General features: G+C 64.8%; 10 protein-coding genes and 1 pseudogene. 9 read left to right on the top strand and 2 right to left on the bottom strand.

Translation table 11 applies throughout. The features are described 5' to 3' along the window. Positions 1–30: 30 nt before the first annotated feature. On the bottom strand, positions 31–906 hold the full coding sequence (locus shn_RS14585) for a LysR substrate-binding domain-containing protein (protein ID WP_064331049.1): 876 nt from the start codon (positions 904–906) through the stop codon (positions 31–33). A 115-nt stretch (positions 907–1021) separates the two neighbouring features. Here shn_RS14585 and shn_RS14580 point away from each other — a divergent pair, with 115 nt between their 5' ends. From shn_RS14580 to shn_RS14550, 7 genes are all read left to right on the top strand, one after another. Next, entirely contained in the window at positions 1022–2674 is a 1653-nt protein-coding gene (locus shn_RS14580; protein WP_064331048.1) for a Na/Pi cotransporter family protein, read from the top strand. Positions 2675–2776: 102 nt separating this feature from the next. Continuing rightward, positions 2777–3967 (top strand): 2-aminoethylphosphonate--pyruvate transaminase, encoded by a 1191-nt coding sequence (locus shn_RS14575; protein ID WP_064331047.1) that lies wholly within the window; start codon positions 2777–2779, stop codon positions 3965–3967. A 20-nt stretch (positions 3968–3987) separates the two neighbouring features. Then, entirely contained in the window at positions 3988–5250 is a 1263-nt protein-coding gene (gene phnA / locus shn_RS14570) for a phosphonoacetate hydrolase (RefSeq protein WP_064332619.1), read from the top strand. 9 nt (positions 5251–5259) lie between these two features. Then, positions 5260–6714, top strand: coding sequence for a phosphonoacetaldehyde dehydrogenase (gene phnY / locus shn_RS14565; RefSeq protein WP_064331046.1), 1455 nt, complete (start codon positions 5260–5262; stop codon positions 6712–6714). A gap of 261 nt (positions 6715–6975) precedes the next feature. Further along, positions 6976–7998: a putative 2-aminoethylphosphonate ABC transporter substrate-binding protein gene (locus shn_RS14560; RefSeq protein WP_064331045.1), complete on the top strand. Its 1023-nt coding sequence runs from the start codon at positions 6976–6978 to the stop codon at positions 7996–7998. Between the two features lie 77 nt (positions 7999–8075). Continuing rightward, entirely contained in the window at positions 8076–9251 is a 1176-nt protein-coding gene (locus tag shn_RS14555; protein WP_064331044.1) for a putative 2-aminoethylphosphonate ABC transporter ATP-binding protein, read from the top strand. Positions 9252–9253: 2 nt separating this feature from the next. Beyond that, the gene (locus shn_RS14550) at positions 9254–11269 is read left to right on the top strand and encodes a putative 2-aminoethylphosphonate ABC transporter permease subunit (protein WP_245337412.1); all 2016 of its coding nucleotides are present in this window, start codon (positions 9254–9256) and stop codon (positions 11267–11269) included. Between the two features lie 76 nt (positions 11270–11345). On the opposite strand, the gene shn_RS14545 is transcribed toward shn_RS14550, so the two are convergent. Continuing rightward, positions 11346–12395, bottom strand: coding sequence for a GlxA family transcriptional regulator (locus shn_RS14545; protein WP_064331043.1), 1050 nt, complete (start codon positions 12393–12395; stop codon positions 11346–11348). A 200-nt stretch (positions 12396–12595) separates the two neighbouring features. Here shn_RS14545 and shn_RS14540 point away from each other — a divergent pair, with 200 nt between their 5' ends. Together shn_RS14540 and shn_RS14535 are read left to right on the top strand one after the other, a co-directional pair. Beyond that, positions 12596–13378 carry a DeoR/GlpR family DNA-binding transcription regulator gene (locus shn_RS14540; RefSeq protein WP_064332617.1) on the top strand — a complete coding sequence of 261 codons (783 nt, stop codon included), beginning with the start codon at positions 12596–12598 and terminating at the stop codon, positions 13376–13378. An 88-nt stretch (positions 13379–13466) separates the two neighbouring features. Continuing rightward, positions 13467–15916, top strand: a pseudogene (locus tag shn_RS14535) (FAD-dependent oxidoreductase). The last annotated feature ends 154 nt before the right edge of the window (positions 15917–16070 follow it).

Below are 16070 nucleotides of genomic sequence, written 5' to 3'. Positions count from 1 at the left end.
CTGGGCCGTGTCGAGGCTGCGGTCTTCCCGTCATGCCGGAGAAGGCACGAGCTGGCGCGCAACGTCGAAGAAGGCATTCACGAGCTTGCCGTTGCTGCGCTCGCGCAGGCAGATGAGAGCCTCGTCCATTAGCATTTCCGGGGCGTCGATGCGGATGGGGACGAGGCGGCTGTCCTGGCCGAATTCGGCTGAGGAGACGAAACCGACACCGCCGCCCGCCGCGACGATCTCGCGAACGGCCTCGCGGCCTTCGGCCTCGATGAGCGGCGTCAGCGGCACGCCGCACTGTTCCGACATGGCCTCCAGCTTCTGGCGGGTCTTGGAGCCGCGCTCGCGCATGACGAGGGGGTGGTTTGCCAATTCCCGGAAGGTCACCGTCTCCTGGCCCGCGAGGAGATAGTCGCGGCTTGCAAAGGCGATGATCGGCGTCGAATTCAGCTTGAGAATTTCGAAGTCGCTGGACTGCGGGATCTCGCCCAGCACGCCGATATCGGCCTCGTAGGCATGAAGGCTGGTGATGACCGTCTCCGTGTTGCCCGCGTCGATCGAGACCTGCACCGAGGGATAGGCGCGGCGAAAGGCGGCGAGGATGTGGAGGAGATGGTGGGCGGCGTCGGCGACGATGCGCAGCTTTCCCGCCCGCAGCGCCCGCGATTCCGACAGGAGGTCGAGTGCCTGCTGCTCGACGTCGAACATGCGGCGGGTGATTTCAAGGAGCTGCTGGCCGGCCTGGGTCAGCGTCACCTGCTTCTTGTTGCGGTTGAAGAGCAGGACGTCGTATTCCTCTTCCAGCTTGCGCACCTGGTCCGACACGGCCGGCTGGGTGAGGAACAGGGCCTCGGCGGCGCGCGAAAAGCCGCCATGGATGGCCACGTTGTGAAAGGCGCGGAGTTGCACATAGCGCATGACGGTCGGCCTTCGATAGCTTGAATCTATGCATTTATTAAAACGAACGATTTGATTTATGTAAAGCGGGAAAGGATAGTTCGGGGATTTCCACTCTCTTTGCGGAGCGCGCCTCATGAACCTTCCGGCCGTCGTCCTCGAGCTTGCCGCCGCCACCGTCCTCCTGCTCTACGCCGTCAGCCTGGTGAAGAAGGGCGTCGAATCGGCCTCGGGCGATATGGTGGCGCGCACGGTCGGCGGCGGGGGCGGAAGGCTGCGGGCCGCGCTCTACGGCTGTCTCGTGGCGATCGCCCTGCAGAGTTCGACGGCGGTGGCCATGCTGGCGGCCGGTTTTGCCATCAGCGGCGCGCTGGCGCTCGATGCGGGGCTGGCGGTGCTGCTCGGCGCCGATCTCGGCTCGGCGCTGGTGGTCAAGATCCTTTCCTTCGACCTGCACTGGCTGGCGCCCCTGCTGATCGCCGGCGGCGGCCTGCTCCACCTGAAGGCGCGCTCGCGCAAGGCGGTGGAAGCGGGGCGCGCGGTGCTGGGCATCGGCCTTCTGCTGCTGTCGCTGCAGATGATCGGCCATGCGACGCTGCCGCTGGCGCAGAGCCCGCTTCTGCCTTCCGCCATCGCCTTTCTCGGCAAGGATGCGCTGACGGTGATGATCCTCGCGGGCATCTTTACCTGGGCGCTGCATTCCAGCGTGGCGGCGATCCTGCTCATCGTGACCTTCGCGGCGAAGGGGATCGTGCCGCTCGATGTCGGCATTCCCCTCGTTCTCGGCGTCAATCTCGGCGGGGGACTGATCGCCCTCTGGCTGACCCGCGGCCTGCCGGTCGAGGGACGGCGCCTGCCGCTGGGCAACCTCCTGTTCCGCGCGCTGTTCAGCGCCGCGCTCTTCGCGCTGTTTGCGCTGCATGCGCCGTTCGACTGGCTGCCCGGCGCGACGGTGGCCGCCAAGCTCGTCAACTTGCATGTGCTCTTCAATGCCGCGCTGGTTCTGCTCGGGCTCGTCGGCTGCGGCCTGATGGGACGTCTCGTCCGGCTTCTCACGCCGGAGGCGGCCGGCGAGGGCGACCTGACGGCCCATGTCAGCGCGCTCGACCGGTCGTTGATCGAAAAGCCGGCACAGGCGCTTGCCGCCGCGGCGCGGGAGGTGCTGCACATGGGCAACCTGATTACCCGGATGCTGGAGCCGGTCATGACGGTCATCCAGTCGCCGACACCGGAAACGGTCGCGGCGTTGCGGCGGATAGACGGCGACATCCACAGGGCCCACAGCGAGATCAAGCTCTATATCGCGGCCGTCAATCGCGGGGTGCTTACCGAGGAGCAGTCGCGACGGGGCATCGAGCTCACCGAGGCGGCGATCCACCTCGAATATGCCGGCGACGTCGTCGCGAAGAGCCTGCTGCAGATGGCGCAGGAGCGTCTCGACGGTGCGGGCGCCTTTTCGCAGGAAGGCTGGCGGGAACTGATGCTGCTGCATGGCGCGGTGTTTTCCAATGTCCGGCTCGCGGCCAACCTCCTCGTTTCGCCCGATCCCCTCATCGCCCGTGAGATGGTGCGGCAAAAGGAGCATGTGCGCAGCCTGGTGGAAACGAGCAGCAAGAACCATCTGGAGCGCCTGCGGCAGGGTGTGGCCGCCAGCATCCAGTCCAGCGACATGCATCTGGAGATCGTACGTGCGCTGAAGGAGGTCAATTCGCTGGTCACCACCATGGCCTATCCGCGCCTGCGGGAAACCGGCGACCTGCTGGAAAGCCGTCTCGTGCCCGCCGCGTGAATGCATAAGTTTGATCGATAGATTGATACAAAAGAACGATTTTACAGATATGTCTTTCCGCCGCATTGTCGTTTCCGGATAAGCCAAACGTGAGGACGGACCATGCCAAACACCGCTTCTGCCCCGCTTGAAACGCCAAGGCTCGGCGAGCCCTATCTCCTGACGCCGGGCCCGTTGACGACGGCCTACGAGGTCAAGGAGGCCATGCTGCGGGACTGGGGGTCCTGGGATGGCGACTTCCGCGCCATGACGGCGGAACTGCGCCGTGAGCTCCTCGACATCGCCGGCGACATGGCGGGCGATTTCGACTGCGTGCCCATGCAGGGCAGCGGGTCCTTCTCGGTGGAGGCCATGCTCGGCAGCTTCGTGCCGAAGGACGGCAAGGTGCTGGTGCTGAGCAATGGTGCCTATGGCAAGCGCATCGCCCAGACGCTGTCCTATCTCGGCCGCGACCACGTGGTCATCGACAAGGGCGACTACATGCCGCCGCGCGGGGCCGAAGTCGCCGCCGCGCTCGATGCCGATCCCGATATCAGCCACGTCGTCGTCGTCCATTGCGAGACCAGCTCCGGCATCCTCAACCCGCTGAAGGAAATCTCCGAGACCGTCTATTCGCGCGGCCGCAAGCTGCTGGTCGATTCCATGAGCGCCTTCGGCGCGGTGCCGGCCGGCGTCAACGACTTCCGCTACGAGGCGATCGTCTCCTCGGCCAACAAGTGCATCGAGGGCGTGCCGGGCTTCGGCTTCGTCATCGCCCGCAAGAGCGAGCTGGAGGCCGCCAGGGGCCGCAGCCATTCGCTCAGCCTCGATATCCACGCCCAGTGGGATTACATGAACAAGACCGGCCAGTGGCGCTTCACGCCGCCGACCCATGTTGTCGCCGCCTTCCTGGAGGCCCTGCGCATCCATCGCGAGGAGGGCGGCGTCGCCGCCCGCGGCGCACGCTATGCCCGCAACCGCGACGTCATGGTGGCGGGCATGCGCGAGGCCGGCTTCGAGACGCTGCTGGCCGACCAGTGGCTCTCGCCGATCATCGTCACCTTCTTCAGCCCGGCCCATCCGGCCTTCGCCTTCGACCGTTTCTACGATCTCATGAAGGACAAGGGCTTCATCATCTATCCCGGCAAGCTGACGGTGGTGGACAGTTTCCGCGTCGGCTGCATCGGTCGCATGGACGAGCATGTCATGCGCCGAGTGGTGGACGCCGCCCGCTCCTCCCTTGCCGAAATGGGCGTCGACAGCGCCGCCCCGCCGGCCATCGCCCTTGAAGAACGCAGCCGTCTCGCGGCTTAACGAAGAGAATGGAGCCTTCGATGAACCAGATGTCCAAGATCACCGTCACCGCCAACCGGCGCACCTATCCCTGGCCGAATGTCCCGGCCATCGCCATCTGCCTCGACGGCTGCGAGCCGGCCTATCTCGACGAGGCCATCAAGGCCGGCCTGATGCCGACCCTGGAGCGCATCCGCAGGACCGGCACGGAGCGCACTGCGCTCAGCGTCATCCCGAGCTTCACCAACCCGAACAACCTCTCCATCGCCACCGGCCGCCCGCCGGCGATCCACGGCATCTGCGGCAACTATCTCTACGAGCCCGCGACCGGCAAGGAAGTGATGATGAACGACCCGCGGTTCCTGCGCGCGCCGACCATCTTCAAGGCCTTCTACGATGCCGGCGCCAAGGTCGCCGTGGTGACGGCGAAGGACAAGCTGCGCGCGCTGCTCGGCCACGGCCTGGCATTCGACGATGGCCGCGCGATCTGCTTCTCCTCGGAAAAATCCGACACGTCGACCAAGGCGGAGCACGGCATCGACAATGCCTCGGCCTGGCTCGGCCGGCCCGTGCCGGAAGTCTATTCCGCCGACCTCTCGGAATTCGTCTTCGCCGCCGGCGTGAAGCTGCTCAGGGAATTCCGCCCCGACGTCATGTATCTGACGACGACGGACTACGTGCAGCACAAATATGCGCCGGGCGTGCCGGAGGCCAATTCCTTCTACGAGATGTTCGACAAGTACCTGACGGAACTCGACGCGCTCGGTGCGGCGATCATCGTCACGGCCGACCACGGCATGAAGCCGAAGCACAAGGCTGACGGCACGCCCGACGTCATCTACGTGCAGGACCTGCTCGACGAATGGCTCGGCAAGGACGCCGCCCGCGTCATCCTGCCGATCACCGACCCCTACGTCGTGCACCACGGTGCGCTCGGCTCCTTCGCCACGGCCTACCTGCCGGAAGGGAGCGACAAGGAGGAGATCATCGAGCGGCTGAAGGCGATCGACGGCATCGACGTCGTGCTGTCGCGCCCGGAGGCCTGCGTGCGCTTCGAGCTGCCGGACGACCGCATCGGCGACATCGTGCTCGTGTCCTCGGAAAACAAGACGCTCGGCACCAGCGAGCACCGGCACGACCTTGCCGCGCTGAACGAGCCGCTGCGCTCCCATGGCGGCCTTACCGAGCAGGAGGTGCCCTTCATTGCCAACCGCGTCCTTCCGGAACTCTCTTCGGCCGGCACGCTGCGCAATTTCGACGCCTTCTTCTACGCGCTCGTCGCGGCCGCCCAGCCGGCGCATTAGGAGGGAGCGATGACCAAGGTTGAAACGACATTCGCGATCCGCCACGAGCCCATGCGGATCGCCGGCAAGGCGGTCGATACCGAAGGGCGGATCGAGGTGCACTATCCCTGGAACGATGCCGTCATCGGCACCGTTCCGGCCGGCAATGCCGAGCACGCCCGCAAGGCCTTCGAGATCGCGGCAAGCTACCAGCCGAAGCTGACGCGCTACGAGCGCCAGCGCATCCTCCTCAAGGCGGCCGAGCTGCTGGTCGCCCGCAAGGAGGAGGTCTCCGACCTCATCACGCTGGAACTCGGCATTTCCAAGCAGGACTCGCTCTACGAGGTGGGCCGCGCCTTCGACGTGCTGACGCTTTCGGGCCAGATGTGCATCCATGATGACGGGGAGATCTTCTCCTGCGACCTCACCCCGCACGGCAAGGCGCGCAAGATCTTCACCACCCGCGAGCCGCTGACCGCCATTTCGGCGATCACGCCCTTCAACCACCCGCTCAACATGGTGGCGCACAAGGTCGCCCCGGCGATCGCGACGAACAACTGCGTCGTCTTGAAGCCGACGGAGCTGACGCCGATGACGGCGCTCGTCTTCGCCGACATCCTCTACGAGGCCGGCCTGCCGCCGGAAATGCTCTCTGTCGTCACCGGCTGGCCGGGTGATATCGGCATGGAGATGATCACCAATCCGAACTTCGACCTCATCACCTTCACCGGCTCCGTGCCGGTCGGAAAGCTGATCGCCGCCCATGCCCAGTACAAGCGCCAGGTGCTGGAACTCGGCGGCAACGACCCGCTGATCATCCTCAACGACCTCTCCGACGACGATCTCGCGAGAGCGGCTGATTTGGCGGTTGCCGGCGCGACCAAGAATTCCGGCCAGCGCTGCACGGCGGTCAAGCGCATCCTCTGCCAGGAGCGCGTCGCCGACCGCTTCGTGCCCCTGGTGCTGGAGCGGGCGAAGAAGCTGAAGTTCGGCGATCCCATGGACCGCGCGACGGAACTCGGCACGGTCGTCCATGCCAAGGCGGCGGAAGTCTTCGAGCGCCGCGTGCACAGGGCGGCGGAAGAGGGGGCGGAGGTGCTCTACGATCCCGGCCGCAGGGGCGCCCTCCTGCCGCCGATCGTCGTCGACCGGGTTTCCCATGCAAGCGAACTGGTCATGGAGGAAACCTTCGCGCCGATCATCCCGATCGTGCGCGCGCCCGACGACGACGACGCGCTGATCGCGCTCTCCAACTCCACCGCCTTCGGCCTTTCCTCCGGTGTGTGCACCAACGACTTCCGCCGCATGCAGAAGTATATAGCGGGTCTCAAGGTCGGGACGGTGAACATCTGGGAAGTGCCGGGATACCGAATCGAGATGAGCCCCTTCGGCGGCATCAAGGATTCGGGCAACGGCTACAAGGAAGGCGTCATCGAGGCCATGAAGAGCTTTACCAACGTCAAGACCTTCTCCCTGCCATGGTGATCTGAGCAAACCCCTGCAGGATCGCCTTTCCTGGGAGCCGTTTCGCACGGCTCCCTTTTTTGTCGCCTGCCCTATGGGCAAGTGCCTGCAAATGAAGCAGATTTTCTATCGTTTTTTCTTTCTGAATGATAAGAATAATAAATTTTACTTACTGAAAACCCCTGCCAGAATGCCTCTTGAAGCCGACCATACAAGGGCGACGACGAGATCGCCCACCGTGCTTCCCGGATTTTTCCAGGCCTTCAGAGGAGAATTTCAATCATGAACAAACGCATGCTTTTTTTGCTTGCCGGCGCCATGTCCGCCGTGATCCCCGCCATTGCTTTCGCTGAAACCCAGCTCACGGTCTACACCGCCGTGGAAGCCGTCGACCTCGACCGCTACAAGGCGACCTTCGAGAAGGCGCACCCCGACATCAAGATCAACTGGGTGCGCGATTCCACCGGCGTCATGACCGCAAAACTGCTCGCCGAGAAGGACAACCCGCAGGCCGACGTCGTCTGGGGCCTTGCCGCGACCTCGCTGCTCTTGCTCAAGACCGAGGGCATGCTGGAACCTTACCGGCCGAAGGGCGTCGAGGCGCTCGACACGAAGTTCGTCGACAAGGACAACCCGCCGAGCTGGGTGGGCATGGACGCCTATGTCGCCGCGCTCTGCTACAACACCGTGGAGGGCGAAAAGCTCGGCCTGACGCCGCCCACGAGCTGGGAAGACCTCACCAAGCCGGAATACAAGGGCCATATCGTGATGCCGAACCCGGCCTCGTCGGGCACGGGCTTCCTCGATGTCTCCGGCTGGATGCAGATGTGGGGCGAGGAGAAGGCCTGGGGCTTCATGGACAAGCTCCACGAGAACATCTCGGCCTATACCCATTCCGGCTCGAAGCCCTGCAAGATGGCAGGCGCAGGCGAGGCGGTGATCGGGGTCTCCTTCGAATTCCCCGGCGCCAAGGCCAAGAGCGCCGGCGCGCCGATCGACATCATCTTCCCCTCGGAAGGCTCGGGCTGGGAAGCCGAGGCGACGGCGATCATCGCCGGCACGGCGAACCTGGAGGCAGCCAAGACGCTGGTCGACTGGTCGATCACCAGGGAGGCCAACGAGATGTACAATGCCGGTTATGCCGTGGTCGCGTATCCGGGCGTCGCCAAGCAGGTCGAGCACCTGCCGACGGACATCGCCTCCAAGATGATCGACAACGACTTCGAATGGGCCGCCAACAATCGCACCGCGATCCTGAAGGAATGGCAGAAGCGCTACGACGCCAAGTCGGAGCCGAAGAGCTGATATTGATCGGCCGGGCGGGGTGCCTTTGCGCTCCGCCCATCGCATTCCCCTGAAATCCCTGCCAGCGGAGCTTGCCGATGAGACATGCCCTGTCGATCGAACCGACGCCAACGACCCTTTCCAGGGCTGCCGCACCTGCCGGTGCCGAGCCGGCTCCCTATCTGAAGATCACCGACCTGTGGAAAGCCTACGGAGATTTCGTCGCGCTGCGGGATATCTCGCTGAGCATCGCCAGAGGGGAGTTCATCTGTTTCCTCGGCCCTTCCGGCTGCGGAAAAACGACGCTGCTTCGTGCCATCGCCGGCCTCGACCTCCAGACGCAGGGCACCATCCTGCAGGACGGGCGGAACATTTCCACTCTGCCGGCGTCGAGCCGCGATTACGGCATCGTCTTCCAGTCCTACGCGCTCTTCCCGAACCTCACCATCGAGCAGAACATCGCCTTCGGCCTTGAAAACACCGGCCGCTCGAAAGAGGGCGTGAAGGCGCGCGTCGACGAGCTTCTGGCAATGGTCGGTCTTTCGGCGCACGGGAAGAAGTACCCCGCCCAGCTTTCCGGCGGCCAGCAGCAGCGCATCGCGCTCGCCCGCGCCATCGCCATATCGCCGGGCCTGCTCCTGCTCGACGAGCCGCTTTCCGCGCTCGACGCCAAGGTGCGCGTGCATCTTCGCCACGAGATCAAGGCGCTGCAACGCCAGCTCGGCGTCACCACCATCATGGTGACGCATGACCAGGAGGAAGCGCTCGCCATGGCAGACCGCATCGTGGTGATGAACCACGGCGTCATCGAGCAGGTGGGCTCACCCACGGAAATCTACCGGCATCCCGAAACCCTCTTCGTCGCCGACTTCATCGGCGAGACCAACCAGTTCCCGGCGAAGGTCATCGCCGACGGCGAGGTCGAGATCGGCCATTCCGCCTTCCGCTGCTCGACGGAGGATTTTTCCGCCGGCCATGCCGCCACCGCCGTCGTACGCCCCGTCGATATCATTCCGCACGGTGCCGATGCCCACGCGGTCAACGCCGTCGATCGGCCCGCCACGCCGCAGAACCTGATCGACGCCGAGGTCCGGGAGATGGAATTCCTCGGCATGTTCTGGCGCACGCGGCTGGCTGCGCCGCGTCTCGGCGAGCGCACGCTCGTCGCCGACTTCTCGGTCAATGCCGTGCGTCGCCTCAGCATCCAGACGGGAGGCGTCATCCAGGTCGAGATCCCGCGCGAGCGCCTGCTGCTCTATCCGAGGAGCGCATGACGATGAACATGGTCCTCGAAGCGCCCCATCTTCCCCTTACCGGCAAGCGGCTGCGGCAGGAATCCTCTCGCGACGACCGCATCAAGCTCGGCTTCATGGCCGTCATCGGCCTCTACCTGATTATCGCGCTCGGTGCGCCGCTCTTCGTCATGTTGTCGAAGTCGCTGTCGATCTACCGGTTCGACCTTGCCGCCTTCGAGTTCCAGGTCAGCGACGAGACGGGCGCGAATTGGGGGCCGGTCCTCAGCGCAGAAGCCCTGAACCGGGAACTTCGCGCCGTGATGGACGGGGAGCTGTCGACCAATTCCGACGGGCGGCTTGCGGCGACGAAGTTCTTCCCGGAATTCAGCTTCCGCAGTCCCGTGCACTATCGCATCCGCGGCACGACGGACGACGCGGCCTTCCTCGTCGGCTCGACGCTGGAAAAGGGAACGGAATGGCGCGACTACGATTCCGGCACCTTCCGGCGTGTCGTGCTGCGCCCGGCGCGCAGCCTCGGCGTCGAGAATTTCGCGACCTACTTCTCCACGCCGGCGCTCGCCCAGTCGATCTACAATTCGGTGCTGATGGCGTCGATCAGCACGGTCTTCACCGTCGCCATCGCCTTCGCGCTCGCCTATGGGCTGACGCGCAGTTGCATGCCGCTGAAGGGGCTCTTCCGCGGTATCCTGACGATCCCCATCCTCGTGCCCTCGCTGCTGCCCGGCATCGCGCTCGTCTATCTCTTCGGCAACCAGGGCGTCTTCAAGGACTGGCTGATGGGCTATTCCATCTATGGTCCGATCGGTATCGTCATCGGCTCGATCTTCTTCACCCTGCCGCATGCCTTCCTGATCATCCTGACGGCGCTTTCCGTCGCCGATGCGCGGCACTACGAGGCCGCCGCCTCGCTGAAGGCCAGCAAGTGGCGCACCTTCAAGACCGTCACGGTGCCTGGCGCCCGCTTCGGTCTCGTCTCCGCCGCCTTCGTCGTCTTCACGCTGGTCATCACCGATTTCGGCCTGCCGAAGGTGATCGGCGGGCAATACGGCATGCTCGCCGTCGACATCTACAAGCAGGTGATCGGCCAGCAGAACTTCGAGATGGGCGCGGTCGTTTCCGTCATCCTGCTCGTGCCGGCCATTCTCGCCTTCGTCGTCGACCGGCGCATGCAGAAGCGGCAGGTGGCGCTGCTTTCCGCCCGCGCCGTGCCCTATGCGCCGAAGCCGAACGCCCGCATGGATGCGATCTGCTTTTCCTTCGCCTGCCTCGTCAGCCTATTCATCCTCGGCATGATCGCCATGTGCCAGATCGCGGCCGTGGTGAAGTTCTGGCCCTATGACCTGACGCTGACGACGAAGAACTTCGCCTTCGACCTGATGGACGGCGGCGGCTGGGCGGCCTATGGCAATTCGATCCGGCTGGCCCTCCTGACGGCACTGTTCGGCTCGCTCGTCGTCTTCGCCGGCGCCTACATGGTGGAGAAGGCGGATGGCTTCCGCGTCGGCCGCGGCATCTTCCATTTTCTCGCGATGATGCCCATGGCGGTGCCCGGCATGGTGCTCGGTCTTGCCTATATCTTCTTCTTCAACAACCCGGCCAATCCGCTCAACGCCATCTACGGCACGATGACGATCCTCGTCGTCTCCACGGTGACGCATTTCTACACGGTCGCGCATCTGACGGCGCTGACCGCCCTCAAGCAGATGGATCCGGAATTCGAATCCGTCGCCGCCTCGCTGAAGCAGCCCTTCCACCGGCTGTTCTTCCGGGTCACGGTGCCGGTCTGCCTGCCGGCGATCCTCAACATCGCGATCTATCTCTTCGTCAATGCGATGACGACGGTCTCGGCTGTGGTCTTCCTCTACTCCACCGATACAAAGCTCGCCTCTGTCGCGGTGCTCAACATGGACGATGCGGGCGACATCGCGCCGGCCGCGGCCATGGGCATGATGATCTTCTACACGAATGTCGCCGCCAAGCTCATCCACGCGGCGATCGCCCGCAGCCTGCTCGCGCGGACCCAGGCCTGGCGCTGACGCGCGTTCTCGATAAGGCAGAAAAGGCCCCTTCTCCGCTGCGGAGAAGGGGCCTTTCCCTTGGGAACGAGACGTCTCATGCGACGTGCCGCGCGTCCGTTGCAAGCGGTTCGCCGTCACGGCGGCGCTGGGAAAGGGACCGCCGCTCCGCTTCGGCCAGGCGCGTACGCTGCGGCGTGCAGCCATAGCGCTCGCGGTAGGTGCGGGAAAAGTGCGAGGCGGTCGAGAAGCCGCAGGCCATGGCGATTTCGATGACGGGAAGGGACGAGGTAACGAGCAGCAGGTGCGCCCGCTCCAGCCTCAGGTCGAGATAGTAGCGCGCGGGCGTGCGCCCCATCTCCCGGCGGAACAGGCGCTCCATCTGGCGGCGGGAGAGCCCGCTTGCCGGCGACATGTCGGCGAGCCGGAGCGGTTCGGAGAGATTGGCTTCCATCTGCTGCACGATGCGGATCAGCGTGGCATTGTCGATGCCGAGACGGGCCTGAAGCGGCAGGCGCTGGCGTTCGCCGGCCTCCCGGCGACGCTCGCAGAGCGTGATCTCGCAGATGCGGTTGGCGATATCCCTGCCCAGCTCCCTTTCAACGATATGCAGGATCATGTCGAAGGACGCGTTGCCGCCGGCGCAGGTATGAAGGCCCGCGTCGATCTCGAATGCCGTCTGATTGGCCCTCGCCGCGAAGAAGCGTTCGGAAAAATCCGGGAAATGTTCCCAGTGCACGGCGCAGCGCCTGCCGTCGAGGAGCCCCGCCCGGGCGAGCGGATAGAGGCCGCCGGCAAGGCCGGCCAGGGCGATCCGGCTGCGCTGGCACAGCCGCAGCCAGGCCTCCAGCGCCCGGTCCGGCGCGGGTATGCCGCTTCCGCCGCAGATGGCGACGAAGCGCCGCGTTCCCGACCGGTACAGCCGGTCCCGTTCCTCGGCAAGCGCGTGGTCGGCGGCAAGGCGCATTCCGCACGAGGACCGCGCCGCCCGGCCGTCGCCCGTCACGATGTACCAGTCATAGACCGTGCGGCCGGCAACCTGATTGGCCACGCGCAGGGCTTCGAGCGCCGCGGAGAAGGCGTGCAGCGCGAAGCCGTCGAGCAGATAGAAGGTGAAACGGCTGCCGTCCGTGTACGCCTGTTGCATTGTCTCCTCCTGATCTTGAAAAGCCGTCTTTGGGCAGAATGGAAAAAATAATTACATAATGCAACATTAAAGGACATTGTGAGGCACACTTTGTGGAACTTGATCTTCAAAATCCACGACGTGCCTCGGCGTCAGCCGCGCTGAGTAGCGAATTTCACGCCCAGCTTGTCAAAGCGACAAAAATGATCGCAGATATCGCCATGTCAGACTCTCAGAACGCCCGCGCCCTTGCTCCCCGCCGCCATGCTGAAATCCTGCGCCGCCTCGCTGCGGACGGCACGGTCGGCATTACCGAACTCGCCGATTTTTTCGACGTATCGCGGCAGACGATCCGGCGCGACCTGAAGCTCCTCGCCGAGCGCGGCCAGCTCGATCTCGTGCATGGCGGGGCAACACTCTTCGAACCCATCGAGGCCGCCTTCACCGAGCGGCGCGAAGAAAATGCGGGGGCGAAGGCGGCGATCGGCCGCGCGGCCGCGGGGCTCGTGCGCGACGGCATGGTGGTCTTTCTCGATTCCGGCACCACGACTCTCGCGGTGGCGCAGGCCCTGTCCGAACGGAAAAACCTCACGATTTGCACCACTTCCCTTTCTATTGCGCTTCTCATGTGCCGGCAGCCCCAGGTGCGGGTGCATATGCTGGGCGGTGAGATCGACCCGGATGAAGAGGCGGCCGTCGGCATCGATGCGCTGGAGGCGATCCGTCATTTCCGGGTCGATGTCGCCTTTCTCGGCGGCGGCGGGCTCTCGCCGGACGGGGAGGTGACGGACTTCACGCGCAGCGGCGCGGAACAGCGCTCCCGCATGGCGGGCACGGCCGCGAAGGCCTATTTCGTGCTCGACAGCTCGAAGTTCGGCCGGCTGACGCCCCTTCGCATCCCGCGCTTCGAACAGGCTGCCGGCGTGATCGTCGACCGGCGTCCACCGGAGGCGATCTGCGAGGCGCTGGAACGGAGAGGACCGGTCGTGATCGTCGCGACGTGATGAAATGTAATTTTTTGTAACTTTTTGTCTTGTTCTTTGGTGGCGTTTTGTTACCGTGCGGCCTTCCATGGTTTCGGGAGGTCGTTTCATGGCGCAGGAATTTCCAACACAGGCACAGGTCGTCATCGTCGGCGGCGGCATCATCGGCTGCTCGGTGGCCTATCATCTGACGAAGCTCGGCTGGCAGGACGTGGTCCTCTTGGAGCAGGGGCAGCTCAGCGGCGGAACCACCTGGCATGCCGCCGGTCTCGTCGGCCAGCTTCGCAGCCATGCCAACATGACCAGCCTCATCAAATACTCGACCCAGCTCTACAGTGAGCTGGAGGCCGAGACGGATCTTGCCACCGGTTGGAAGAATTGCGGCTCGCTTTCCGTCGCGCGCACGGCCGAGCGTATGACGGTGCTGAAGCGCACGGCCGCTTCCGCGCGCGCCCAGGGCGTCGCGATCGAGGTGATATCGCCGAAGGAGGCGCAGGACCTCTGGCCGGTCATGGCGATCGACGATCTCGTCGGCGCCGTGTGGCTGCCCGGAGACGGCAAGGCCAACCCCACGGACCTCACGCAGTCGCTCGCCAAGGGCGCACGCAGCCGGGGGCGCGCATCTTCGAACGTGTGCGGGTCACCGGCATTTCCGTCGCCAACGGCCCGGTCACGGGCGTGGAGACGGACCGCGGCGCGATTTCCGCCCAGGTCGTGGTCAATTGCGCCGGGCAATGGGCGCGCAAGGTGGGCCAGATGTGCGGCGTCTCGGTGCCGCTTCACTCGGCCGAGCATATGTATATCGTCACCGGGCGTATCGAGGGTGTGCATCCCGACCTGCCGGTGATGCGCGACCCCGACGGCTACATCTACTTCAAGGAAGAGGTCGGCGGTCTCGTCATGGGCGGTTTCGAGCCGGAGGCCAAGCCATGGGGCATGACGGGCATTCCCGATGATTTCGAGTTCGCCCTTCTGCCCGACGACTGGGACCAGTTCGAGATCCTCATGCAGAGCGCGCTTCAGCGCGTCCCGCAGCTCGCCACCTCGGAGGTCAAGAAGTTCTACAACGGTCCGGAGAGTTTCACGCCGGACAACAACTTCATCCTCGGCGAGGCGCCGGAGCTGAAGAACTTCTATGTCGGCGCCGGCTTCAACTCCATGGGGATTGCGAGTGCCGGTGGTGCCGGGCGGGCGCTTGCGGAATGGATCGTCAACGGCGCGCCGACCATGGACCTCTGGCCCGTCGACATCCGGCGCTTTGCAGGCTTCAACAACAATCCGCGATGGCTGCACGACCGCGTCAAGGAAACGCTCGGCTTGCACTATGCGATGCCCTGGCCGAACCGCGAGCTGGATACGGCGCGGCCTTTCCGTCGGTCTCCGCTTTATGACCGGCTGGCTGCCAAACGCGCCTGCTTCGGTTCGAAAATGGGCTGGGAGCGCGCCAACTGGTTTGCCGCGGAGGGGGAGCGGCCGGTGACCGAGTACGCCTTCGGCCGACAGAACTGGCACGAAGCGGTGAAACGCGAAATGAAGGCGACACGCGAGGCGGCAGGCCTCTTCGACCAGACCTCCTTTGCCAAGCTGCTCGTGCAGGGCCGCGATGCCGCGATGGCGCTGGACCGTATCTGCGCCGCAAGGATCGATGTGGAGGTCGGTCGCTCCATCTATACCGGCATGTTGAACGAGCGCGGCGGTTATGAAAGCGACCTGACGTTGATGCGGCTTGCCACCGATCGTTTCCTCATCATCACCGGCTCGGCGCAGGCCGTCCACGATGCGGACTGGATTCGCAAGAACATCCCTGCCGATGCCCATGTCACGCTGACCGACGTCACGTCTTCCTATGCCGTGCTGGCGCTGATGGGGCCGAGATCGCGTGATATCCTCGGTCGGCTTACCTCTGTCGATCTTTCCAGCGAAAGCTTTCCCTTCGCCACCAACCGCGAGATCGACATCGGTTATGCCACCGCCTATGCCAACCGCATGACCTATGTGGGCGAACTTGGCTGGGAGCTGATCGTGCCGACGGAATTCGCGGTCGGCGTCTATGAGGCGCTGCATGCGGCGGGGGCCGATCTCGGGCTTGTCGATTGCGGCTACTATGCGCTGGAAGCGCTGCGCCTGGAGAAAGGCTATCGGGCCTGGAGCCGCGAGCTGACGCCGGACATAACGCCTTACGAGGCGGGCCTTGCCTTCGCGGTCGCCCTCGACAAGCCCGGCGGCTTCATCGGCCGCGACGCCCTCGTCGCCGCGAAGGCGAAAGGTGTGCTCAACCGGCGCATCGTGCAGTTCACCGTGGAGGATGCCGGGCCCATGCTCTGGGGCGGCGAGCTGATCCTGCGCGATGGACAGCCGGTCGGCGAGATCCGCTCGGCGGCTTATGGCCACACGCTGGGCCGCTCCGTCGCCCTCGCGCTTGTCGAAAGTCCGGCCGGAGTGGACCGCGCCTTTCTGGAAACTGGCCGCTTCGAGGTCGAGCTTGCCGGCGAGCGCTTGCCTGTCGCGGCGCATCTTTCGCCGGCCTACGATCCCGGAAGCCTGAGAGTGAAGGCATGACGCGCGTGAAATTGCCGTCAGGCCGCATCCCTCGATGGAGGAGGGATGCGGCCCTCATCGCCGTGAAGGATGGTGTCGACGATCCTGTCTTCTTCCGCCGCAGGCCTTGGCGATTGCCGTAGGTCATCTTGGTGATGCGTGCCGTTCGTGGCCG

Origin of the sequence: Shinella sp. HZN7 (assembly GCF_001652565.1) — a bacterium.
Lineage (GTDB): Bacteria > Pseudomonadota > Alphaproteobacteria > Rhizobiales > Rhizobiaceae > Shinella > Shinella granuli.
The sequence above is the reverse complement of the archived record's forward strand: the minus strand, read 5'-3'. Positions and strand labels throughout refer to the sequence as shown.

Excerpts from the sequence above, each read along its gene's own strand:
- shn_RS14550 (WP_245337412.1), top strand. The coding sequence starts at position 9,254 with ATGAACATGGTCCTCGAAGCGCCCCATCTTCCCCTTACCGGCAAGCGG.
- shn_RS14540 (WP_064332617.1), top strand. The coding sequence starts at position 12,596 with ATGTCAGACTCTCAGAACGCCCGCGCCCTTGCTCCCCGCCGCCATGCT.
- shn_RS14555 (WP_064331044.1), top strand. The coding sequence starts at position 8,076 with ATGAGACATGCCCTGTCGATCGAACCGACGCCAACGACCCTTTCCAGG.
- phnA (WP_064332619.1), top strand. The coding sequence starts at position 3,988 with ATGAACCAGATGTCCAAGATCACCGTCACCGCCAACCGGCGCACCTAT.
- shn_RS14585 (WP_064331049.1), bottom strand. The coding sequence starts at position 906 with ATGCGCTATGTGCAACTCCGCGCCTTTCACAACGTGGCCATCCATGGC.
- shn_RS14545 (WP_064331043.1), bottom strand. The coding sequence starts at position 12,395 with ATGCAACAGGCGTACACGGACGGCAGCCGTTTCACCTTCTATCTGCTC.
- shn_RS14575 (WP_064331047.1), top strand. The coding sequence starts at position 2,777 with ATGCCAAACACCGCTTCTGCCCCGCTTGAAACGCCAAGGCTCGGCGAG.
- shn_RS14580 (WP_064331048.1), top strand. The coding sequence starts at position 1,022 with ATGAACCTTCCGGCCGTCGTCCTCGAGCTTGCCGCCGCCACCGTCCTC.
- shn_RS14560 (WP_064331045.1), top strand. The coding sequence starts at position 6,976 with ATGAACAAACGCATGCTTTTTTTGCTTGCCGGCGCCATGTCCGCCGTG.
- phnY (WP_064331046.1), top strand. The coding sequence starts at position 5,260 with ATGACCAAGGTTGAAACGACATTCGCGATCCGCCACGAGCCCATGCGG.